Annotated in this window: 22 protein-coding genes; 13 read left to right on the top strand and 9 right to left on the bottom strand. The window is 60.6% G+C overall.

The annotated features are described in order from the left end of the window. Together AD928_RS08035 and AD928_RS08040 are read left to right on the top strand one after the other, a co-directional pair. Positions 1 to 255: 16S rRNA (uracil(1498)-N(3))-methyltransferase (locus AD928_RS08035; protein ID WP_209436676.1), on the top strand; the 255-nt coding region annotated here is incomplete at its 5' end. Between the two features lie 72 nt (positions 256 to 327). After that, positions 328 to 1,755 (top strand): glutamate--cysteine ligase, encoded by a 1,428-nt coding sequence (locus AD928_RS08040; protein ID WP_062249679.1) that lies wholly within the window; start codon positions 328 to 330, stop codon positions 1,753 to 1,755. A gap of 65 nt (positions 1,756 to 1,820) precedes the next feature. On the opposite strand, the gene AD928_RS08045 is transcribed toward AD928_RS08040, so the two are convergent. Then, positions 1,821 to 3,218, bottom strand: a complete 1,398-nt coding sequence (locus AD928_RS08045) for an MFS transporter (protein WP_062249681.1) — start codon at positions 3,216 to 3,218, stop codon at positions 1,821 to 1,823. Between the two features lie 313 nt (positions 3,219 to 3,531). Between AD928_RS08045 and AD928_RS08050 the strand changes: the two genes are divergently transcribed. Continuing rightward, entirely contained in the window at positions 3,532 to 4,875 is a 1,344-nt protein-coding gene (locus tag AD928_RS08050; RefSeq protein ID WP_062249683.1) for a GntT/GntP/DsdX family permease, read from the top strand. A gap of 53 nt (positions 4,876 to 4,928) precedes the next feature. On the opposite strand, the gene der is transcribed toward AD928_RS08050, so the two are convergent. From der to AD928_RS08070, 4 genes are all read right to left on the bottom strand, one after another. Continuing rightward, positions 4,929 to 6,371: a ribosome biogenesis GTPase Der gene (gene der, locus AD928_RS08055; protein ID WP_062249749.1), complete on the bottom strand. Its 1,443-nt coding sequence runs from the start codon at positions 6,369 to 6,371 to the stop codon at positions 4,929 to 4,931. A 13-nt stretch (positions 6,372 to 6,384) separates the two neighbouring features. Then, positions 6,385 to 7,782 carry a PQQ-binding-like beta-propeller repeat protein gene (locus AD928_RS08060; protein WP_061502949.1) on the bottom strand — a complete coding sequence of 466 codons (1,398 nt, stop codon included), beginning with the start codon at positions 7,780 to 7,782 and terminating at the stop codon, positions 6,385 to 6,387. Positions 7,783 to 7,788: 6 nt separating this feature from the next. Continuing rightward, positions 7,789 to 8,481, bottom strand: coding sequence for a tetratricopeptide repeat protein (locus AD928_RS08065; protein ID WP_061502951.1), 693 nt, complete (start codon positions 8,479 to 8,481; stop codon positions 7,789 to 7,791). A gap of 123 nt (positions 8,482 to 8,604) precedes the next feature. Beyond that, positions 8,605 to 8,997 carry a hypothetical protein gene (locus tag AD928_RS08070; protein ID WP_062249685.1) on the bottom strand — a complete coding sequence of 131 codons (393 nt, stop codon included), beginning with the start codon at positions 8,995 to 8,997 and terminating at the stop codon, positions 8,605 to 8,607. A 201-nt stretch (positions 8,998 to 9,198) separates the two neighbouring features. Here AD928_RS08070 and AD928_RS08075 point away from each other — a divergent pair, with 201 nt between their 5' ends. The 5 genes from AD928_RS08075 to hisI are packed head-to-tail and all read left to right on the top strand — an operon-like array spanning position 9,199 to position 14,264. After that, positions 9,199 to 10,107 (top strand): glycosyltransferase family 9 protein, encoded by a 909-nt coding sequence (locus tag AD928_RS08075; protein ID WP_062249688.1) that lies wholly within the window; start codon positions 9,199 to 9,201, stop codon positions 10,105 to 10,107. Next, positions 10,104 to 11,156: a glycosyltransferase gene (locus AD928_RS08080; RefSeq protein WP_156470150.1), complete on the top strand. Its 1,053-nt coding sequence runs from the start codon at positions 10,104 to 10,106 to the stop codon at positions 11,154 to 11,156. The genes AD928_RS08075 and AD928_RS08080 overlap by 4 nt, the downstream gene beginning before the upstream one ends. After that, the gene (gene asnB, locus AD928_RS08085) at positions 11,156 to 12,928 is read left to right on the top strand and encodes an asparagine synthase (glutamine-hydrolyzing) (RefSeq protein WP_062249692.1); all 1,773 of its coding nucleotides are present in this window, start codon (positions 11,156 to 11,158) and stop codon (positions 12,926 to 12,928) included. The genes AD928_RS08080 and asnB overlap by 1 nt, the downstream gene beginning before the upstream one ends. 29 nt (positions 12,929 to 12,957) lie before the next feature. Then, positions 12,958 to 13,848 carry a CAF17-like 4Fe-4S cluster assembly/insertion protein YgfZ gene (gene ygfZ, locus AD928_RS08090; protein WP_062249695.1) on the top strand — a complete coding sequence of 297 codons (891 nt, stop codon included), beginning with the start codon at positions 12,958 to 12,960 and terminating at the stop codon, positions 13,846 to 13,848. Beyond that, complete coding sequence (hisI, locus tag AD928_RS08095; protein WP_062249696.1) at positions 13,845 to 14,264, top strand: phosphoribosyl-AMP cyclohydrolase; 420 nt, start codon at positions 13,845 to 13,847, stop codon at positions 14,262 to 14,264. Before ygfZ ends, hisI begins: the two co-directional genes overlap by 4 nt. Before the next feature lie 250 nt (positions 14,265 to 14,514). Here the strand turns inward: hisI and lpxB are convergent, their stop codons facing one another. Further along, the gene (gene lpxB, locus AD928_RS08100) at positions 14,515 to 15,720 is read right to left on the bottom strand and encodes a lipid-A-disaccharide synthase (RefSeq protein ID WP_062249698.1); all 1,206 of its coding nucleotides are present in this window, start codon (positions 15,718 to 15,720) and stop codon (positions 14,515 to 14,517) included. A gap of 227 nt (positions 15,721 to 15,947) precedes the next feature. Between lpxB and AD928_RS08105 the strand changes: the two genes are divergently transcribed. Continuing rightward, complete coding sequence (locus tag AD928_RS08105; protein ID WP_062249751.1) at positions 15,948 to 17,429, top strand: SulP family inorganic anion transporter; 1,482 nt, start codon at positions 15,948 to 15,950, stop codon at positions 17,427 to 17,429. Between the two features lie 127 nt (positions 17,430 to 17,556). On the opposite strand, the gene AD928_RS08110 is transcribed toward AD928_RS08105, so the two are convergent. Together AD928_RS08110 and msrP are read right to left on the bottom strand one after the other, a co-directional pair. Further along, positions 17,557 to 18,177 carry a protein-methionine-sulfoxide reductase heme-binding subunit MsrQ gene (locus AD928_RS08110; protein ID WP_062249701.1) on the bottom strand — a complete coding sequence of 207 codons (621 nt, stop codon included), beginning with the start codon at positions 18,175 to 18,177 and terminating at the stop codon, positions 17,557 to 17,559. Positions 18,178 to 18,181: 4 nt separating this feature from the next. After that, positions 18,182 to 19,135, bottom strand: coding sequence for a protein-methionine-sulfoxide reductase catalytic subunit MsrP (msrP, locus tag AD928_RS08115; RefSeq protein WP_062249703.1), 954 nt, complete (start codon positions 19,133 to 19,135; stop codon positions 18,182 to 18,184). A gap of 259 nt (positions 19,136 to 19,394) precedes the next feature. Between msrP and AD928_RS08120 the strand changes: the two genes are divergently transcribed. Then, on the top strand, positions 19,395 to 20,270 hold the full coding sequence (locus AD928_RS08120; RefSeq protein WP_062249705.1) for an NAD(P)-dependent oxidoreductase: 876 nt from the start codon (positions 19,395 to 19,397) through the stop codon (positions 20,268 to 20,270). Then, on the top strand, positions 20,263 to 20,589 hold the full coding sequence (locus tag AD928_RS08125) for a helix-hairpin-helix domain-containing protein (protein WP_062249707.1): 327 nt from the start codon (positions 20,263 to 20,265) through the stop codon (positions 20,587 to 20,589). The genes AD928_RS08120 and AD928_RS08125 overlap by 8 nt, the downstream gene beginning before the upstream one ends. Here AD928_RS08125 and AD928_RS08130 read toward each other — a convergent pair. Further along, positions 20,562 to 21,347: a squalene/phytoene synthase family protein gene (locus AD928_RS08130; protein WP_082779825.1), complete on the bottom strand. Its 786-nt coding sequence runs from the start codon at positions 21,345 to 21,347 to the stop codon at positions 20,562 to 20,564. The genes AD928_RS08125 and AD928_RS08130 overlap by 28 nt on opposite strands. On the opposite strand from AD928_RS08130, the gene AD928_RS14780 reads away from it, so the two are divergent. Next, entirely contained in the window at positions 21,346 to 21,504 is a 159-nt protein-coding gene (locus AD928_RS14780) for a hypothetical protein (RefSeq protein ID WP_156470151.1), read from the top strand. The two genes, AD928_RS08130 and AD928_RS14780, sit on opposite strands and share 2 nt — an antisense overlap. A 178-nt stretch (positions 21,505 to 21,682) precedes the next feature. Continuing rightward, on the top strand, positions 21,683 to 22,291 hold the full coding sequence (locus AD928_RS08135; RefSeq protein WP_043550728.1) for a superoxide dismutase: 609 nt from the start codon (positions 21,683 to 21,685) through the stop codon (positions 22,289 to 22,291). The last annotated feature ends 196 nt before the right edge of the window (positions 22,292 to 22,487 follow it).

The following is a 22,487-nucleotide window of genomic DNA, read 5'->3' on the forward strand; positions in this document are numbered from 1 at the left end:
GCGCGCCTGTTTACAGCCATGGAACGGGCTGAAGACCGGGGGGTTTCCGTCCGCCACACCCTGCGGGATGCCCGTGCGGGTGATGGCCTGCTCATTGGCCCGGAAGGCGGCTTTTCTGATACGGAATGCCGCACTCTTCTTGCGCGTCCTGCCATTACCCCTATTTCTCTGGGGCCGCTGGTTTTGCGGGCTGATACAGCCGTTGCCGCAGGACTAGCACTTATGGGCGACGGCTTGCGCTCCGCTCAGGATTAGTCAGAATACCTTCACCTTCGTTCTGGCCCGCCTTCTGCTGCCGGGCTGTCTTTCAAGGAACAGTGATTTCTAATGTCTCACGCCGATGCCCACGACGACACACCCGTTCGCTCAGTTTCTCAGCTGGCTGAGGTTTTTGCCAAAGGGTGTAAGCCCCGCGACTCATGGCGCATTGGCACAGAGCACGAAAAATTTGGCTGGATGCGGCCAGAAGCTGCCGCCAATGGTTCCAGCCCGCAGGCTGGCCGTCCGGCTTACTCTACGCCGCCTTACAGCCCCGCCGGGATTGAAGACCTGCTGAATGGCCTTCAGGAAGTGGAGCCCGATGACTGGGAGCCCATTCTGGATGAAGGCAAGATTATCGGCCTGAAAGGCATTGAAGAAGCCAAAGGCGCTGGCATTTCTCTGGAGCCCGCCGGGCAGTTCGAGCTCTCCGGCGCACCCCTGCAAACGCTGCATGAAACAGCGGAAGAGCTGGACAGACATTATGAGTCCGTGCGCCCGCTGGCCCGCAAGCTGGGACTGGGGTTCAGCCCGCTGGGCTTCCACCCGACCGCCAGGCGGGACGAACTGCCGTGGATGCCCAAATCCCGCTACGCCATTATGCGCAACTACATGCCCAAGGTCGGCAAGCTGGGTCTGGACATGATGCAGCGCACCTGCACGGTGCAGGTTAATCTGGATTTCGGGTCCGAGCAGGATATGGTCCGCAAAATGCAGGTGGCCATGGCCCTGCAGCCGGTTGCCACCGCCCTGTTCGCCAACTCGCCCTTCTTTGAAGGCAAGCCTAACAACTATCTTTCCAACCGCGCCCGCATCTGGACGGATACGGACAACGCCCGCTCCGGTATGCCCGCCTGTGTGTTTGAAAAAGACTTCGGCTTTGAACGCTATGCGGAATGGGTGCTGGATGTGCCCATGTATTTCATCATGCGTGACGGCAAGATGCGCGATGTCTCTGGTCGCTCTTTCCGCGCATGGATGAACGGTGAGCGTCAGGACGGTCTGGAAGACGTCACCCCCACGCTGGCCGACTTTGAAAACCACATCTCCACCGCCTTCCCGGATGTCCGCCTCAAGCAGTTTCTGGAAATGCGCGGGGCCGATGCTGGCTCAGCAGAAATGATGCTGGCTCAGTCCGCCCTGTGGGTTGGCCTGCTGTATGATGATGCAGCCCTTGAATCCGCCTATGAGCTGGTGTGTGACCGCCCGTGGGAAGATTACGTTAAGCTGCGCTCTCTGGTGCCGTCTCAGGCGCTGAACACGCCGTGGGGCCAGGGCACAGTGCGGGATCTGGCTGCACAGGTTATCGGCATTGCTATGGATGGCCTGCAGGCCCGTGGCTTTGTGGATGAGAACGAGCGGGAAGAATGGGCCTACCTCGCCCCGCTGACCGCCATGGCAGCAGGCGGCCCCACGCAGGCCGAACGCTGGCTGGAGCGCTATTACGGCGCATGGAGTGGCGATGTGACCCGTATTTTTGGTGAAAGCGAGATCTGATCCCGCTTCCATTTTTTCGGGCTGGCCGCTCCCCGCGTGCCAGCCCTTTTTTTAACCGTTTTCTCTCAGGCCTTTTTGCCAGCCAGCAACCGGCTGGAACTCAGCAGTGCCGCAAAGGTCGCGACACAGGCGGCCATAAACAGGCATTTGAGCGCAGCCCCCTGCACAAAGAGGGAGAAAAAGGCCGCAACCCCCATCGCCCCGCACGTCTGCCCGGCCTGACGCGCAACCTGCACCATTCCGCTCGCGCCACCCGCTCGGGCATGGGACGCTGAGACCATCATGGCGCGGTTATTGGGTGGCTGAAACAATCCGAACCCACACCCGGCCAGCCATGTCCGCCAGACGATATCAAAGGCGGTGGGGTGAGCAGGCATCATCCACAGCAGGAAAAATCCTGTCGCCGTCATTAACAAGCCAATGGATGAGAGCACGCCAGCGGACACTGTATCAGCCAGCCGCCGCACCAATGGCGCTGCGGACATGATGCCAATTGGCCATGGCGTAATCAGCAGGCCCGTCGCAGCGGGGCTCATCCCCAGCACATCATGCAGCGTGAACGGCATGGAAATGATGTAAAAATTGGAGGCTACAAAGCCACAAAAGCCGGTCATGAACGCAATGGCAAAATCCGGTTTCGCCAGCATATCAACCGGTAGAATAGGCTGCGGCAGCCCACTCTCCCGCCGAATCAGCAGCAGGCCCGAGAGCAGCCCCACGCCAATCAGAGCACAGGACAGCACTATGCCGGACTGATGCGCCAGACCGTCCCCGCCCATCACCAGCGCACCAAAGGCCAGCATGCACAACACGCTACCGGTGATATCCGGGCGTGCCGTGCTACGCGGTGTTGCCGGCAGAGAGCGAAACGCCATGAACAGTGCCGCAGCACCCAGCGGCAAATTCACCCAGAACAACCAGGGCCAGGATGCCACGGTCAGAATAGCCGCCGCAGCCGTTGGCCCAAGTGCCACCCCCATGGCCACCACAACGCCATTCAGCGCAATGCCCTTACCAATTTCCGCATGCGGATAAATGTAGCGGACCAGCGCAATATTCACACTCAGAATACAGGCCCCACCAATCCCCTGCAGCACGCGGGCTGCGGCCAGTGCGGGGAGTGTTGTCGCCATTGCACACATTACGGAAGAACCAATGAACAGGATGATCCCGAACTGGCACATGCGCGAAAACCCAACCTTGCTCCCCAGGGCTGCCAGAGGCAGCAGAGAAACAAGACTGGCCAGTTGATACGCGTTCACTACCCAGATTGACGCTGAGGAGGACGCATGCAGATCCCGCGCAATATCCGGCAGCGCCACGTTGGCAATGGCGTAATCCAGCAAGGCCATCAGGACGGAAAGGGACACTGCCAGCATCGCCCACGTCCGGGCCGGGCCAAACAGACCATCGGTGCTTTTTGCTTGGGGAGAGCTGCCTGCTGGTTGCGCAAGTTCATTCATCAGCCTGATCGTTCCTTTTCTGATACGTAACGTCTTGCGCCGGGGGCTTCTGTGCCACCCTGAGCCCTAAAGGGAAAGGCCAAACAGGCAGCCATGGTCTTTAGAGGCGCCTCATCACGCAGGAGGCCGTCTGAGAAGCACACGTAATTGTGCGGACATTTGGAATATTACTTATTTATTTTACAAATAAAGAAAATCTCTTTTTCTTGATTGGTTTTAGGGCTTCCCGCCCCTGTTCCTGCCAGAACACAGTCCGGCAACGCCCCAAGCAAATGGTTGACATTCACGGCGCGTCCCGCTCCATCCTCAGGGGATGACGCCTTTACTCGCCTCTGGCCTTACAGCCGCCGCCATCGTCCTACTCATGCTCCTTATTGGCGTGGCGCGCCTCAACCCCTTCGTCACACTCTTTGTTGTGTCTATCGGGCTGGCTCTGGCCACAGGCATGCCGACCGAGCAGGCCATTGCCTCCTTTGAAAACGGCATGGGCCATGTACTGGGGCATGTGGCAGGGGTTGTCGCTCTTGGCACCATGCTGGGGAAAATTCTGGCTGAAACCGGGGGTGCGGATCAGATCGCCCTGACCATCTCACGCCTTGCCGGGAAAAAGCGGCTGAACTGGGCCATGATGGTCATCGGCCTGCTGGTCGGGCTGCCGGTGTTTTTTGAAGTCGGATTTGTGCTGCTTATCCCGCTCGTCATCATCCTGTCCCGCCGGAATAATCTGCCGCTGCCCGTGCTGGCGTTCCCTATGGCAGCAGCCCTTTCTGTCACGCACGCCATGGTGCCCCCGCACCCCGCTACCTTGCTGGCCATTACCGCCTACCATGCAAATACAGCCCGCACGCTGTTCTGGGGGATTGTGATTGGCACGCCCATCGCAGCCCTCGCCGGGCCGGTTTACACGTGGTACATCGCGCCCCGCATTGGCCCGCTGGCCCCCACTGCGCTGGAAGCCCAGTTTACCGGGCGGATTGAGCACGACAAACTGCCGTCTTTTGCCCTCTCCTGCGCAACTTTGCTGATGCCCGTCGTCCTGATGCTGGGTGGCGCGCTGGCGGAACTCCTCTGGCCGGCAACCGCCCTGCCTTACCGAGTTCTGCATTTTCTCGGTAACACGGACATCGCCCTGCTGGTCGCCACGCTGATGTCCTTCTGGCTGATGGGAAGCCTGAGCGGCCTGTCCCGGGAGACGATCCTTCGCTTCAGCAACGAGTGCCTTGCCCCCACAGCCACCATCATGCTGCTAATTGGCGCAGGCGGTGGCTTTGGGCGGGAGCTGATTGACAGCGGCCTGTCTCACTCCATCACAAATCTGGCGCTGGGAGCCCATGTGCCGCTGCTGGTTCTGGCATGGATGCTGGCGCTGCTGGTCCGCATTGCTACAGGATCCGCCACCGTGGCCACCACCACAGCCTCCGGCATTGTCGGCCCTATTCTGGCAACCTCACACTCTGTCTCGCCCGAGCTGCTGGTTCTTGTCACCGGGGCAGGCTCAGTCGGCCTGAGCCTGATGAACGATGCAGGCTTCTGGCAGATGAAGGAATATCTGGGCATGAACCTCTCCCAGACCCTGCGCAGCTGGACAATGATTGAAACGCTGATTGCCATCCTCGGTCTGCTGATCTGCCTGCCTCTGTCGTGGGTCGTCCATTAAGGCAAAAGAAAAGGGCCTCATGTTTCCATGAAGCCCTTTTGAGCAAACCAGCCTTATGACCGGGATTTGGTATTATACGGGTTTTTCGTACCCCGCGTTTGCAGGCGGATCGGCACGCCCGGCAGATTAAAGGTTTCACGCAGCCCGTTCACCAGATAGCGCTTGTAGTCTTCCGGTGTCTGCTCGGCACGGGTACCAAAAATCACGAACGTCGGCGGGCGAGACTTCACCTGCGTCATGTAACGCAGCTTCAGGCGGCGGCCTTCCACCAGCGGGGCTGCATGGCGTTCCAGAGCAGCCTCAAACCAGCGGTTCAGCTCACCGGTCGGCACGCGGGCGTTCCACACGGTACAAGCCTCACGCACGGCAGGCAGAAGCCGATGGACGGACGCACCCGTCAGCGCAGAGAACGTCACCACCGGCACACCACGCATCTGCGCCAGAGAAATGCTCAGACGGTCCAGAATAGCCTGACGAGTGGCATTCCGGTCTTCCACCGCATCCCATTTGTTCAGCGCCAGCACACACGCGCGGCCTTCCCGCTCAATCAGACGGGCAATCTGCAAATCCTGCTCATGCACACCCAGCGTGGCATCCAGAACCAGCACCGCCACTTCCGCCATTTTCAGGGCTTCAATGGAGGCTGAGACCGACATTTTTTCCAGCGCTTCATCAATCCGCGCCTTACGACGCAGACCGGCGGTATCCACAACCTCGAACACATCGCCTTCATCATGCAGCGTCACCGCCACAGAATCACGCGTCAGGCCGGGTTCCGGGCCGGTGATCATCCGCTCTTCACCCAGCAGGGCATTCAGCAGGGTAGATTTGCCCGCATTCGGACGGCCGACGATAGCAATGCGGATCGGGCCGGGCGGCCGGGCCGGAAGAACGACTTCCGCATCCGGGTCCAGTGCGTCCGCATCAGCCTCGAACACATCGTCGTCTTCTTCAAACTCTGCTTCGGGTTCCGGCGGCAGATGTTCGACAATTTCACCCATCAGGTCGGACAGGCCTTCCCCATGCTCGGCAGAAACCGCAACCGGTTCGCCCAACCCCAGAGAATAGGCTTCCATTGCAGAGGCTGCACCACCACGGCCTTCGGCCTTATTGGCCACCAGCATAACCGGACGCCCCTGCTTGCGCACCCATGCCGCAAAATGCTCATCCGCCGGGGTAATGCCAGCACGCGCATCAATACAGAACAGGACGAGCGCAGCCTCACGTACCGCACTTTCCGAAGAGGCACGCATACGGCCAAACAGACTACTCGGAGCGGCTTCTTCCAGCCCGGCCGTATCCACCAGACGGATGGTCCGCCCGCGCAGCAGGGCGAGGCCTTCCTTACGGTCACGCGTCACGCCGGGGGTATCCGCCACCAGCGCCTGACGGCGACCAACAAGGCGGTTGAACAGGGTTGATTTCCCTACATTCGGGCGGCCAACAATGGCGACCAGAGGGAGATCAGCAGAAGGTACAGGCGCAACAGGCCGCATGGGCCGCCGGCGATCAGCCATAAGAGCGAAGCTTTCCGTCGTTGGTGACAATCAGCAACTGCTCATCAACAACAATTGGGGGAACAAAAGAAACCTGATCCGTGGAATCTACGGAGATAATAGCGCCGGTGGTCGGGTTGACGCGGGCAATACCATTGCCCGGCATGGTGCTGACGCACACCAACTGGCCACCCGCCATGACCGGACCAATCCATGTCACAATATTTTTGCTGACATCAACGCGTTCAAACCGGCGGAGCTGCGTAATCCAGCGCACATGCCCGGAGAGACGATCGATACAGGCCAGCTGGTCATCCTGAGACAGCACATAGAGCCAGTCACCCACGCACAGCAGGCTGTTCTGGCTACCCACGGCACGCTCCCACAGGCGGCGGCCCGTGCGGATATCCACCGCAGCCAGAACCTGCGCCATGCTGACAGCGTAAACCGTGCTGTCCACCACCACCGGCAGACCGCGCACACAGGTGAGGTTCAGCGTGCTGGCCTGACTGCCGACGTTGCCGAGCATATCGCTCCAGACGATCTCGCCACTCTCTGCACGGAAGGCCACAAGGTCGCCCCCGCCAAAGCCAGCAACCACAACACCATTGACCACAGCCGGAGCAGGCTGACCGAACACGGTCGTATCTGCTGCGGTGGCCGTGTAGGACCACAGCTGGTTGCCCGTTGCGGCATCCAGAGCAAACAGGCGCTCATCAATGGTGGCAAAAAACACGCGGCCATCTGCAATGGTCGGGGCAGAGCGGCCAGGCGTGCCAAAGTCGGAACGCCACTTCACCTTGCCCGTCGCGGCATTCACGGCCAGCGCCTGCGAGATACCGTCCACAATATAGACCGTATCCCCATCCACACCGATGCCGCCGCCAACATTGCTGGACTGGAGCTTTTTCGGTTTGGGGTTGATGGTCCACAAATGAGACATATGCGGCCAGCTAAAGGCCCGCACCACGCAGCGCGCATCCATGATGAACAGACGCCCGTTATGCACCACCGGCGGGGACTGGATCAGCCCGCGACCGAAATCACCCAGAGCCGCCCATGCCAGCAGGTCAGGCTCGGAAATGCCGGCGCCAATATCTTTCGTCCAGCGCGGATGCAGGCCGCCCCAGCGGTAGTTGCTACCAACGTGCGACGTCACGCGCCCCACCATGGGCCAGTCTGAAACCGAAATCGCTTCCGGCAGAGTAATAGCCGTATGGTCTTCCTTATCAACCATCAGCCCGGCACCGGAAGACAGCACATTCGTGCGGTGACCCGCCAGAATGGGTTTTTCATCTTCATCAAACAGGCTGCACCCTGCCAGCACGGGCATCATAGCAGCCCCGGCCAGCAGTTTCCTGCGCGCTACAGACGGACGACCAAAAAAACCGGAACGTGTTTTGTTACTCATGGTGCCTTACCCTGCCGACGGATCAAGAGCCTGGGACAGCGCCTGAGCCCTGTTCCGCACGCCCGAAGGAACGTCCTGCGCCGCGGCGAGCACGGCAAATTTCTTGCGGGCGTCATCCAGATGCCCTTCACGAATATCCAGCGTCGCCAGAGCTTCTGTCGCCAGACCATTCCATGCTTTACCGCTTCCGGTCAGCAGGGAGAGGCGGGACCGCAGCGTTGCCGGGTCTCCCGCATCAAGCTGCTTCTGGCACCACAGAAGAGTCGCCAGCTCCCGCAGAACCGGGTCAGCACTCTGGTCTGTCTGCACGGCATCCCATGCGGCCAGCGCTGCTTTCACATCGCCATGCGCGGCCTGCACGCCGCCTTCCTGCAGGCGCGCAAGCGTTGCAACGCCTTTCGGTCCGGTAGCCACAAGCTTCTGCAGGGCAGCCAGCCCGGTCTGGGCGGTTTCCCCCAGCGGGGTTGGTGTTGCGGGAGCAGGCGGAAGGTGATCTGTCTCACGCAGGGCTGTCAGATAAGACCCGGTTGCCGCAAGAGAGGCAGACTTCAGGCTGGACAGGTGCCAGGACCACGCGCCTGCCCCAATTACGACGGCGGCAATTACCCCCAGTCCCAATCCGGCATAACGGCGAGCCGTCTGACGCAGGCGTTCAGCCTTCAATTCGTCATCAACTTCCTTGAAAACATCTTCTGCCACGTCTGGCTGGTCCCGTTCTGACTATGATGCGTGTGTAATCGGCACTTCTGCCCTATGCACACACATCATACAAGTCACCTGCGAGAAAGACACCCCTTATCATACGCAGCAGAAGGGAGTGCTTTAGTGCGCTCCACCGCCGAATTTTGCGCTGGCCGCTTTCAGGGAGGCCGTCAGATGCACAAAATTCCCGGCAATCCGCTTTTGCACCACGGCGCTGCCTTCATGAATATGCGCGATTTTTTCACGCGCTTCATTACTGATGGCCGTCTCTTCCTTGTTAGCCGTACGGGCCACGCAGGTGTTGTAAGCCCGGGCGGCTTTTTCATACGCCGTCACTTTGTCCACGCTGGCATTGTAACGCTCAACGGAGGACACATCGACAGACGGTGCCGTGGGTTCGGCCCCACAGGCGGGCGCACCCCATGCCCCGGTTGCTGCCTGAGCGGCCCCGGAGTCTGCCATGGCAGCGCCAGCCAGCAGACTACCCAAAACCAGAAAAAAACCTTTCCTCATTCCCAATTTCCCTGTCCTGCACGACGTGTCCTGCCCGAACCTTCGGGCGGATGTCGGAATGCCTGCGGTTCATGACACAGGCCGTGCAAATGTCCATCCCCAGCCTGTGTGCGCCTGCTTGTGGGCCAGAATACGGCATAACGAGCTTATCTCCTTCTGACACTTGGAAAAACAGGACGACGCCCGTATAGAATCCCTCCAATGCGCATTCTCTTCATCACGGCCACACGCCTTGGCGATGCCGTGCTCTCGACCGGCCTTCTGGCCCACCTCATCCATATTTATCCGAATGCGCGCTTCACCATTGCCTGCGGGCCAGTGGCGGCCGGATTATTCGAGAACCTGCCCGGACTCGAACGCGTGATCGTCATGACCAAGCGCACGCATGACCGGCACTGGCTGGATTTGTGGAAAGCCTGTGTTGGGCAGAAGTGGGATCTGGCGATTGATCTGCGCGGCTCAGCCACCACATTTTTTCTGCGCACCCGCAAACGGCTAATTATGCGCGGCGGCCGACGCCCCGGCCTGCGGCTGAACCATCTTGGCCAGCTTCTCCGCCTTTCCCCGTCCCCGATGCCGACTGTCTGGCTTTCTCAGGCCGACAAGACGCTCGCCTGTCAGCTTATTCCCACGGACGCCGGGCCGATCATCGCCCTTGGCCCTACAGCCAACTGGACCGGAAAAATCTGGCCCACAGAGCGCTATCTGCCGCTTTGGGCAGAGCTGTCCCGTCAGCTCCCCACGGCGCGCCCGGCCATTTTTTACGGCCCGGGAGAGCAGGAACGCGCCCTCGCCTTGCCCGTGCTGCAAGCTTTGCCAAACGCCATCGATGCCGGAGGCCGCTTCTCTCTGACGCAGGTTGCTGCCATGCTGGCCCGGTGCAGTCTGTTTATCGGGAACGATTCCGGCCTGATGCATCTGGCTGCCGCTGCGGGCACGCCGACTCTTGGGCTATTCGGCCCCTCTCGTGCCTCGGAATATGCTCCCTCCGGTCGCTGTACCACATGGGTTGCTGCGCCCGGTCCGGAGGGTGAAGCGCCTATTGCCGAACTATCTCTGACTGTTGTTGTTCAGGCCGCGTCCACCCTGCTGGCGGAGACCCAATCATGACCACGCATTCCCCCTCTGCCACCCCGCTTCGCGTGGCGCACGTCATGGCTGGAGCCCCCACCGGCGGCGCTGAGTTGTTTTTTGAGCGACTTTGCATCGCGGAGGCCGCGTCCGGCCTTTCTGTTCTGCCCATTATCCGGAGAGACGCTGCGCGCGCAGCCCGGCTTCAGGCTGGCGGCGTCAACCCCTGTGAACTCAAATTTGGCGGCCTGACCGACTGGCGCACACGTTCCCAGATCCGCACCCAGCTCAAACAGTTTGCTCCGCGTGTCACCGTCGCGTGGATGAACCGCGCAGCCCGCTTCACGCCGCAAGGCGACTGGATTCTGGCGGGGCGCCTTGGCGGGTTTTATGACCTCTCCTATTACCGCCGCTGCTCACACCTCATCGGCAATACGCACGGGCTGGTGCGCTGGATGCGGGAACAGGGCTGGCCGCAGGACCGTGTGCATTACCTCCCCAATTTTGCGACAGAACTGGCTCATACCGCGCCGGTCCGGCCTGCAGGTCTGCCCCCCGGCGCGCCCTTCCTGCTGGCATTGGGCCGCCTGCACACCAACAAGGCATTTGATGTGCTCATCCGCGCCATGGCGCATTTGCCGGGCGTCTGGCTCGTCATTGCGGGTGAAGGGCCGGAACGCGCCGCGCTGGAAGACCTTGCCCGTAAGGAAGGTGTGGCGGACCGCGTGCTGATGCCCGGCTGGGCCACGCAACCGGGCGGCCTGATTCGCGCCTGCACAGCACTCGTCTGCCCCTCCCGGCATGAACCGCTGGGCAATGTGGTGATTGAAGGCTTCTCGGCCCAAAAGCCGGTGGTCGCAGCGGCGTCTCAGGGGCCGACGGAACTGATTCGCTCCGGAGAAAACGGCCTGCTGGCCCCTGTGGAAGATGACCGCACCCTCGCCCGCCAGCTTGCCGCCGTGCTGGAAGACCCGGTGCGGGCCAGCAAACTCGCGGCGGCTGGCCGGACGGATTATGAGCAGACGTTTGCAACCGCGCCTGTGCTGAAAGCGTGGTCGGACTTTCTTTCCACTGTGGAGAACGCCTGATGTGCGGCATTGGCGGTCTGGTTTACACACGCGGCACACAGCCCTGCGGGCAGGATGTGCTGGACCGCATGGCCGCCGCCCTGCAGCATCGTGGCCCGGATGGCACGCATTTTGCCCGCTTTCCGCATGCCGACCTCATCCATACCCGCCTGTCCATTATTGATATTGCGGGGGGAGACCAGCCGCTCTCGGCTGGCTCCGGCACGCTGATCGCCAATGGCGAGATTTATAATGACCCGGAGATTCGTGCGCAGATTGGCCCGGAACACTTCAGGACCGGCAGTGATTGCGAATCCCCCCTCCGGCTGTGGGAACGCCATGGCGCAGATTTCCCCCGCCACCTGCGCGGCATGTATGCCATTGCGTTGTATGACAGCGCACAGGATGAGCTGCTGCTCTCCCGTGACCCATTTGGCATAAAGCCGCTCTATTTCACGGAGTTTGACGGCGGCGTCGCCTTTGCATCAGAACCCGCCGTGCTGCTGGCGGCAAACCTCGCGCCCCGTAATGCTTCCCCCTTAGCGCGGGATGAACTGCTGCAACTTCAGTTCACCACCGGGCGGGAGACCATTTTCAAAGGCATTTCCCGCGTGCTGCCCGGTGAGACCCTGCGCATTGTGCAGGGCCGTATTCTGGACCGCCAGCGCCTGTCGCCCCTGCCATCTCAGCCCAAAGCCCAGCCCCCCCTGACAGAAGAAACCGCGCTGGCGCAGCTGGATGAGGCGTTGATGAACAGCGTGCAGGCGCATGAACGCGCTGACGTGCCGTTCGGCCTGTTCCTGTCTGGCGGCATTGATAGCGCCAGCCTGCTAACGGCCATGAGCCGCCTGCCGCGCCCTGAAAAACTGCGCACCTGGACAGCCGTTTTTGACGCCCCCAATGCCGCGAATGAAGCCGCCGCAGCAGCAGCCCTCGCCCGGGGCGCACAGGCCGAGCACCAGACCGTGCGCATTACCGCCAACAAGGTCTGGCAGCATCTGCCCACCATTGTGGCCTGCATGGATGACCCGGCAGCCGATTACGCCATTATCCCCACATGGTTTCTGGCGCAGGAAGCCACAAAGGATGTCCGCGTAATCCTCTCCGGTGAGGGCGGTGACGAACTTTTTGCAGGCTATGGCCGGTATCGCTCTGCCGTGCGCCCGTGGTGGCAGGGTGGCCGCCGCATGTGGCGACACGGCATGTTTGACAGTCTGGATATCCTCCGTAACCGCCCGACCCGCTGGCGCGATGGCATTATGGCCGCCGAAATGGCAGCTCCCCATGCGCCCACCCGTCTTTCCGCTGCACAGGCCGTTGATATTGCCGAATGGCTGCCCAATGATCTGCTGCTTAAGCTGGACCGTTGCCTGATGGCGCATGGGCTGGAAGGGCGCACGCCCCTGCTGGACCCGGTCGTGACAGATCTGGCATGGCACCTGCCGGACACGCTGCGTGTGCGTGGAGATAAAGGCAAATGGCTACTACGCCGCTGGCTGGAACAGCACTGCCCGGCAGCCCGCCCCTTTGCTCCCAAACAGGGCTTTACGGTGCCGATTGGGGCGTGGATTGCAGAAGACAGCGCGCGACTGGGCCAACTGGTTGCGCAACAGGATTGCATTCAGGAAATTGCCAAACCCGAGCGGGTACGCGCACTCTTTCAGGCAGCAGCCGGCCGTAAAACCGGCCCTGCTGCCTGGACGTTACTGTTCTATGCCTTATGGCACCAGACACATATCCGCGGGCTGGCCCCGACGGGTGACGTTTTTGAAACACTCAACCAGTCCTCTTGAGGTCTGCACCATCATCGGGAGCACCTGTCATGCCTACCCCTTCCCATAGTGCCCTGCTGGAAAACCGGACCGTCCTCAAACTCTCAGGCGCGGACCGCGTGAAGTTCCTGCAAGGGCTCGTGACGGCAGATGTCGCCGCCCTTGAACCCGGACAGGCCACATGGTCCGCCTGCCTCACCCCGCAAGGCCGCTGGCAGGCCGATTTCTTTCTGGTGGCAGACCCGGATGACACCTGCCTGCTGCTGGATTGCGCCAGTGAGCAAGCCGAGGGCCTGCGCAAACAACTGCTCCGCTTCCGCCTGCGGGCCGATGTGCAGATGGAAGCCACCGGCATGCGCGTTATGGTTGCATGGGGCGAGATGCCAGATGCTGCCCTGATGGAAAACACCATCAGCTTTGCAGACCCCCGCCTTCCTGCCGCCGGATGGCGTTTGCTTGATGTGCCGGAAGACACACAGCCCACCGACACCCTGCAGGACTACAATCTGCACCGGCTGGTTCTGGGGCTGCCCGATGGCGTGCAGGATTGTGAAGTAGGCCGCACGCTGGCCGCAGAAGCCAATATGGATCTGCTTGGCGGCGTCTCATGGAGCAAGGGCTGCTTTATGGGGCAAGAAGTCACGGCCCGTATGCATTATCGCACTCTGGTCAAACGCCGGATGGTCCCCGTTGCCTGCACCGGCCCCTTGCCTGCCCCCGGCACCCCTGTTCTGGCGGACGGGGCAGAGGTTGGCACGCTCTGTTCCTCGCAGGATCATGTCGGTCTTGCCTTGCTCAAAACCAGCGCAGCGACGGCACAAACACTCGACTGCGGCGGCCATCATGTTGTGCCCCGCCCGCCAGTCTGGCTGACCGCGGCCCTTACGCCGCCTCAGCCTCCCTCTTCCACACCCAACCCGGACTCATCTGCATCCTCATGACCTATCAGGCCCCCACACCCGCCGCCCTTTCCAGCATGCTGGACGTCGTCAAATTTGACGCCTCCGGCCTGATTGCCGCCATTGCCCAGCAGCATGACACGGGCGAAGTCCTGATGATTGCGTGGATGACGCGCGATGCCTTGCAGGAAACGCTGGAAACAGGCCGCGTCTGCTATTTTTCCCGCAGCCGCCAGAAACTGTGGCGCAAAGGCGAAACATCCGGGCAAATTCAGCATCTGATTGAAGCGCGTCTGGATTGTGATGCCGATGCCGTGCTGCTGCTGGTCAACCAGATTGGCGTAGCCTGCCACACGGGCCGCCGTAGCTGCTTTTACCGCGCCTTCGGCCCGGAAGGGCTGGTAGAACTGACCAAACCAGAAATCGACCCGCACGCTTTGTATGGCAAAAAGGCCTGAACAGGCCGATCTGGCAAGGGCTGCCCACAAAGCGCCCTTGCCAGACTCTCTCTCAAAAAATGCTTTGAACGCCTAACGCACTTTCCAAAGAACGGAAAAGAGTTTTTGCGCGCAATAAACTGGATGTTGAAAAACAAAACCGGGCATAACCAGTTACAATAAAGACGACCAGATCGCCCGAACCAAACCTTAGCCAGCCAGCAGAATCACAAACCCTGTCACAGCCTTTCCGTAACGAATGCTGCTAAGATCAAACGTTTTCTGATCCGCTTGTCTTCCTGGCCTTATCTTCCAAAAGCTGAAGCACAGCGTCCGCCGCCGCATCGGCTGGCAGCTTCCCCCCCGGCCCCTGCAAACCATGCAGAACGGTTTTAAAGGCATCCTTCTGCCCATTCGCCAGCTTTGGGTTTTCAAACAACGCCCGCACGGCACTGGCCAGCACGGAGGGACGGCACTGTTCCTGCAACAACTCCGGCACAATGGCCCGCCCGGCCAGCAGATTGACCATGGCCACATACGGCACCCGGATCAGCCGCCGTGCCATGAAGGCTGTCAGCGGATTAACGCGATATGTTACCGCCATCGGCACCCCCGCCAGCGCGAGTTCCAGCGTTGAGGTGCCGGATTTGGTCAGAGCCGCCCCTGCTGCGGCAAATGCATCATGCTTGTCCTGCACGTCCGTCACGATCACAGGCCGAACCGGCCAGCGAGCCGTCTCCCGTGCCACAGTTGCAGCCACAACAGGGGACACCGGAATAACCGGCACCACATCCGGCATGTCTCGTTGCAACAGAGCCAGCATCTTCCCGAAGACAGGCAATAAGCGCGGTGCTTCTGAACGCCGACTGCCGGGCATCAGGATCAACACCCGCGCGCCCTCTTTCAGACCGTGTTGCTGATAAAACCGGGCTGCATCCCCCGTCTCCGCACCGGATTGCAAAACCGGATGCCCGACAAATTTGGTCAACAGGCCATGTTTGCTGAAAAACTCTTCTTCAAACGGCAGCAGGCACAGCAACTCTTCCCACAGGCCGGGGAATTCCTTCACGCGCTTCTGCCGCCACGCCCACACCTGCGGGGCCACGTAATGCACACGCGGGATGCCGAGCCCGGCAATGCGCTTCAGCAACCGCAAGGTAAAGCCGGGGCTGTCGATCGTCACCACAAGGTCTGGCCTGCGGGCTTCAATATCCTGCACGGCTTCATTCAGCCGGGCGGAGAGTGAGCGCAGGCGCGGCAGGACTTCCACCAGCCCCATCACGGCCAGATCCCGCATGGGGAACAGGCTGTGCAGCCCCTGCTCTTCCATCCGCACACCGCCCACACCTGCAAAGCGGATGGCCGGGTTCCGGGCGCGCAACGCGTGCATCAGGCGCGCGCCCAGCACGTCACCACTGGCCTCACCAGCCAGAATCCAGATCAGAGGGGCAGCAGAAGAAGGAGCATTGACAACCATACCTCACGCATACCGGGCCACCTGAGGCAGCACAATGTCCACTTTATGGCCAGTATCGGCTTATGACGTCATAAAGCCCGGTGCACCAACGGATAGTGGCCGCTCGCCTGCGCCATATGCCTGCACAGCGAAGCAACAAGGCTCAGAAAAACCTTTTCGTTACAGCCGCGTCCATCTTATGCCCTCCTGTATAGAGAAAAACACCAGACATGGCAGAAAGGGGTCTCGTGACTGTTAGCCAATATCTCAAAGAATGGACGGACGATCCGGTCAAAAACGTTCTGGCCGGGATGGTCGGAACCTTTGCGCTGATCCCGGAAGTCATCGCCTTTTCCTACGCAGCGGGCGTGGCCCCTGCGGTGGGGCTGTTTGCCTCCTTTGTCATCAGCATCGCCATTGCCATTACCGGTGGCCGACCGGGGATGATTTCCGGAGCAGCAGGCTCCGTGGCTCTGGTGGCAGCGGACCTCGTGCATGGATACGGGTTTGATTATCTGCTGCTTGCTACTTTGCTGGCCGGTGCGTTCCAGATTGTGTTCGGCCTGCTCAAGCTGCAAAGCATGATGCGCTTTGTCTCGCGTGAGGTGGAGACAGGCTTTGTGAACGCGCTCGGCCTGCTGATCTTTTCCGCGCAGATTCCGCAGATGCTGCATGTCACATGGCATACCTATGCGCTAATCGCTCTGGGGCTGGCCATTGTCTATCTGCTGCCGCGCATCACCACAGTCATCCCCTCTCCCCTTATCTGCATTCTGGTGCTTACCGGGCTGACCATGGCCGTGCCCATGCCGGTGCATGTGGTGTCTGATCTGGGCGCGCTGCCCACCGGCCTGCCGTCCCTCACGCTGCCGCATGTGCCCATGACGGTAGAAACCTTTAAAATCGTGCTGCCCTATGCCTTCGCAATGGCCATGGTCGGGCTGCTGGAATCCCTCATGACCGCCACCGTGGTGGATGAAATGACGGACACCCACAGCAACAAGCGCATGGAATGCACCGGGCTTGGCATTTCAAACATGTTTGTCGGCTTTTTTGGCGGCATGGCGGGCTGCGGGATGATCGGCCAGACCGTGGGCAACCTCCGTTATGGCGGGCGAGGCCGGCTCTCAACCTTCACCGCCGGGGCTTTCCTGCTTCTGCTGCTGGTGGCCTGCCACGGGTTTGTGGCCCGCGTGCCGGTGGCTGCTCTGGTGGCCATCATGATTATGGTGTCCGTCAGCACGTTCTCATGGTCGTCCCTGCGTGACCTTGTGCGGCATCCGCGCCTGTCTTCCACCGTCATGCTGGTAACGGTTATCGTGGTGGTCCTCACGCATGATCTGGCCGCCGGGGTGGCCTGTGGCGTACTGCTCAGCGGGCTGTTCTTCTCCTTTCAGGTCATGAAGCTACTGAAAGTGAACAACACGCTGAGCACCGATGGCACCACCCGCACCTACCATGTGCAGGGGCAGGTGTTTTTTGCCTCCGCCAGCCTCCTGTCTGACGCCATTGATTTTCAGGATACCGCCAGCCACATCGTGCTGGACCTGAAAGACGCCCGGCTGTGGGACATCAGTGCGGCTGATACGCTGGAGAAAATCGTCTCCCGCCTGCAAGGGCGCGGCAAAACGGTGCAGGTCATGAACCCGGACGCCCGCGCAGCACAACTGCTCAACGCGCTGGGGCATGATACCCTTCTGGCGGACACACAGACGCACCCTGCGGCTTAATCCGCGCTTCAAAACACTTTGCAAAAAGCCCCGCCAGAACCAGCGTCTGGCGGGGCTTTTTTATGCCTAATGCATTTCCTATGCATTCCTCAGAAAAACGATGTTCTTCCGTTGAAAAATTCAAACGTCAGACGGGTCGTTTCCCCGGTTTCGGCACCAGCCGCAAGGAAAGCAGAGCGACGGCTATCGCCGCATAAATGAACGGCTCCGTGTGCCAGGTTTTGAAGGCAATGGCGTAGTGAACAGAGGCCAGAATCATAGCCACATAAACCAGCTTATGCAGCTTCGCCCAACGCCGCCCCAACGCGATGATCGCCCTCCGCGTGGAGGTCAGAGCCAGCACCAGCAAGATCAGGAATGTCAGCACCCCAAAGGTCAGGAACGGACGGCTGGTAAAGTCCTTCCACAAGACATGCGTATCAAAATGCCGTGCCACACCAACATAAAACACCACATGCAGCGCCGCATAACTAAAGGCCAGCAACCCAAGCGGGCGGCGATAAACCATGAAGTCCAGCCCGGCAAAACGCCTGAGCGGGCTAATCGCCAGCGAGATTAGCAAAAACCGGAACGCCCACCGCCCGAAATCATGCAAGCAGACGGAAACCGGGTTTGGCCCCAGCGTGTTCGCCATCCCCTGCGCAATGTCAGACACAGCGGGGATCAGACAAAACAGATACAGAAAAACCTGCCGCGTCAGCGGAGAAAAACGGGAACGCCGCCGCCGGCCAGAAGAGGGTGGTGCCATCCGCCTAAAAATCCTTCCGCAAATCCATGCCGCGATACAAAGAGGCCACCTGTTCTGCATAGCCATTGAACAGCCGTGTTGGTCGACGCGCTGTTCTGAACAGGCTGCCTTCCCCGATAATCTGCTCGCTCGACTGGCTCCAGCGCGGGTGATCCACATCAGGGTTCACATTGGCGTAAAAACCGTATTCCTCCGGGGCCATCTGATTCCAGCTGGTCGGGGGCTGTTTGTCGGTTACAGTAATACGCGTGATGGATTTAATGCCCTTAAATCCATATTTCCACGGCACCACCAGCCGGATCGGCGCACCATTCTGCGCAGGCAGTGCCTCCCCATACACACCTGTCGCCAGCAAGGTGAGCGGGTGCATGGCTTCGTCCAGCCGCAGCCCTTCCACATAGGGCCAGCGCAAAGAGAACAGGCCTCCCCGCTGGCCGGGCATTTCTGAAGGCCGGACAACGGAGGTAAAGGCGACATATTTTGCCCCGGCCTTCACCCCCGCGGCCCGCAGCAACGCCCCCAGTTCAAACCCCTGCCAGGGAATGACCATGGACCACGCTTCCACGCACCGCATGCGATACAGCCGGTCCTCATGCCCAAAGCGGGCACTCAGCGCATCCAGATCCCAGATCTGTGGATGCTCAACCAGCCCATCCACCTGCACCTGCCATGGGCGGGGATGAAAACCACCGGACAGTTCTGCCGGGTCGCTCTTTTCCATCCCGAATTCATAAAAATTATTATAATGGGTGACATCATCCCGAGGCGTGGGTGTTTCCGCTGCGGGCCAACCGCGTGCGGACGCCGCAACAGGCGCATCGGCCAGCGCCATGCCGGGCTTCAACCCGCTTGCCAGAACACCGCCTGCTGCCGTGCCGAGCAACGCCCGGCGCGAGAAAAACAGCCGTCGTGGCGTAATGTCCGAGGAAGCCGGGCGAGGATAGCGATACACAGCCATGGGAAAGCCCCTTCCTTTTTATGTGAGCAGAACTGCTCCGTGCAGTGAAAACAAAAGTGCCGCCACTGTATATGGAAAAAGTTCTGAATACGCTGTCTTCTTATGCGGCCATCTCCCTCAAACAACAGCCGCCCCCGAGGTTTTGCTCCGTCAGCTTTCTCTTGAGCATTCCGTGCAAAGGAACCATGCAGGAAACCGCATGAGAACTTCTGTCGTTTCTGCCATAGTTGCCGCACGCACAATGACAGGGACTTGCAGAATGACCACGCAGCAGACCATTGGATTTATTGGCTTTGGCGCCATGGCCAGCCGGATGGGGGACAACCTCAAAAAAGGCGGATACGCTCTGGTTGCCTACACGCCCTCCGGCAAAGGCGGTGACGGCTCCACCCCCTTCCTGCCTTCCGCTGCCAACGTGGCCAAAAAAGCAGACATCGTCCTCGTCTGCGTGCCGGATGATGAAGCCCTTGCCGCCGCCATGTATGGCGAGAACGGCGCACTGGCGGGCATGCATGAAAACCAGCTTTTGCTGAACACCAGCTCCGTCTCACCCGAAGCCACGGACGCCCTGCAGAAAGCCGGGGAAGAGAAAGGCATCAGCGTGATTGACTGCCCCGTCTCCGGCAGCACGCCGGAAGCGGAAGCCGGAGCGCTGGTTGTGCTGGCGGGTGGTGATGACGCCCTGATTGCCCGCGCCCAGCCTGTCTTTGACTGTATTGGCAAAACCACCGTGCACGCAGGCCCGTCCGGCAGCGGCGCACGGTTGAAGTTGGTGATTAACGGCATTATGGGCGCGGGTCTGGCCGCTGTGGCGGAAACCATTGCTTATGGGCTGGCCGCCGGGCTGGACCGTTCCATGCTGTTTGATGCGCTGGGCGAGGTTGCCGTCATTTCCCCGCACCACAAACGCAAGATCCGGGCGGCCAAGGATGGTGATTTCACGCCGCAGTTCCCCACCCGCCTGATGCAGAAAGACATGCGCCTGCTGCTGGATGCCGGGGCGCGTCTGGCTGTGCCCATGCCCACCATGGCCGCAACCACGCAGCAACTCTCCCTGACGCGCCGCGCTGCCGCCAACGAGGATTACTCTGCCCTGATTGGCGTGATGGAACACATCGTCGCCAACGATGCCTGACGGCTCAGCCTCGCAGGAAATTCCCCGCTCCCTTGCCGACCTCCGTAATATCGGCAAGGCGGCGCTGGCGGATTTTGCCGTTCTGGGTATTCACACGGTGCAGCAACTTGCTGAGCAGGAGCCCGATGCTTTGTACCTGGCGCTCTGCCAGAAAACCCGGCAACGGCATGACCCGTGCGTGTATGACGTCTTCGCCGCAGCCATCCATCAGGCCCGCACCGGAGAGGCGCGGAACTGGTGGAGCTTCACACCAGATCGCAAAACACGTCAGCAGAACGGGACTTTTCCCGTTTATGAGTCTGCCGCACCAGCAGGCTGAAAGGCGCGCGCAGCTTTCCATCCTGCGCGCATAACAGCCAGCCGGTCTCCCAGCCCTCGGGGCAGACCGGCCTGCGCGCTACCCCTTTTCAGATCGCGCTCAGCCAGCACAGCAGGCAGCGCGGCTAGTCGGGCAGAAGACGGACAAGAGGCTGCATCACACGCCCTCAAAAACGCTTTGCCTTCCTCCCGCAACCCTGCCTCATCCCCCGGAAACAGATATCGCCCGCTCTGGTGCAGGCTGGGCCAGTGCCGCAGCATAGCCCCGGCACCATAGGCCGCCCCACAGGCTTCCAGCCGGGCAAGCACGCCCTCATCCCGCACGCCCAGTGCTTCCCCCACAGCGCGCTGCAAACCGCCCGCGCCATCCAGCATCATCTTTCGCCAGACACTGATATCAGGCTGCGGGTCCAACTCCACCTCTCGTGCGGCGAGAATGCGTAACAGCGTCTCCCGACAAAACACACCGCGCTCCAGAGCCAACAGAAGCGGAGGGGCAAGCTCATGGTCCGGCGTTCGTGCCCCCTCCAGCACGTCCCGCCACCACTGGAGCCGGATCAGCCCTGCCATTGGGCCGGCTATCGCCGCAGAACGCGCAGGGGCAAGCGCACGAGTCAGTTCCGTGTGGAAGGCCAGCAGCACCTCCACATCGGGGCGGACAGATGCTGGCAGAAAACGCGCACACAAAGCCCGGTCCGGGTCCGCACGCCGCACGGCGTCTTCCAGATCGGCCGCCCTCAAAGGGCCTTCCTGCCGCATGCCCTGCCCGTCTTTCTTCATCCCGCCCGCTCTCGCTCCTTTACCCACCCTGACCGTCACCGGCTTCTACCGGGCATCTGCCGCCACCCCCGCACCAGCACCAGCACCAGCACCAGCACAGGCCACACCCACATCTGGCTCCCCAAAAGGCGCGTGAAGGATCTTTTTCCCGCGTGCGACGTTAACGGCAAAGACGGGGCGGCAGGGACAACACTGTGTGACCGGGCTGACAGAAAGCAACATTGTCACACCCCACTCCCTTGACGCATCTGCCGCCGCCCCATAGCTCTGGATCATGGCGCATGTCGCCCGCTTTTACCTTTATGGAGTATGTCATGGCTTTTGAACTGCCAGCCCTTCCCTATTCCTACAACGCTCTTGCCGCACGCGGCATGTGCCAGGAAACGCTTGAACTGCATCATGACAAGCACCATCAGGCTTATGTCACGGCTCTGAACAATTTTGTTGAAGCCAACCCCGCTCTGCAGGGCAAGTCTCTCGACGAAATCATTCTGGCTGTTAAAGGCGACAGCGCTCAGGCTCCCGTGTTCAACAACGCAGGTCAGCATTGGAACCACATCCTGTTCTGGCAGAACCTCTCTTCTGCTGGCGGTGCGATTCCGGACAAACTGGCTGCAAAAATCAACGGGGACTTCGGCAGCGTTGATGCCTTCAAGGACCAGTTCAAAAAGGCAGCCGCCTCTCAGTTCGGTTCAGGCTGGGCATGGCTGGTTCTGGGTCAGGACGGCAAGCTGGCCGTGACCAAAACCGCCAACGGCTCCAACCCGCTGGCTGAAGGTCAGGGCAAGGTGCTGCTGGGTCTGGATGTGTGGGAACACGCTTACTATCTGGACTTCCGCAACCGTCGTCCGGACTACATCACCAACTACCTGGACAAGCTGGCAAACTACGAGTTCGCTGAAGCTCAGCTGAACGCTGCCTGAGTTTTTTAAGCTCAGTCCGGAAAGAACGCCTCCCTCACCGGAGGCGTTTTTTTTGCCTGATTGCCAGCAAAAAATAGCAGCCCTGCATCACCCCCTCTTGATTGTTGCAACAGATATTCCAATCTTTGTTAGCGAGAAAAGACCATGCCGCCATTGCCATAATGGGATGGGGACAAGGCCTTCAGTCGCCTGAGTA

The organism is Acetobacter cerevisiae, assembly GCF_001580535.1.
GTDB lineage: Bacteria > Pseudomonadota > Alphaproteobacteria > Acetobacterales > Acetobacteraceae > Acetobacter > Acetobacter cerevisiae.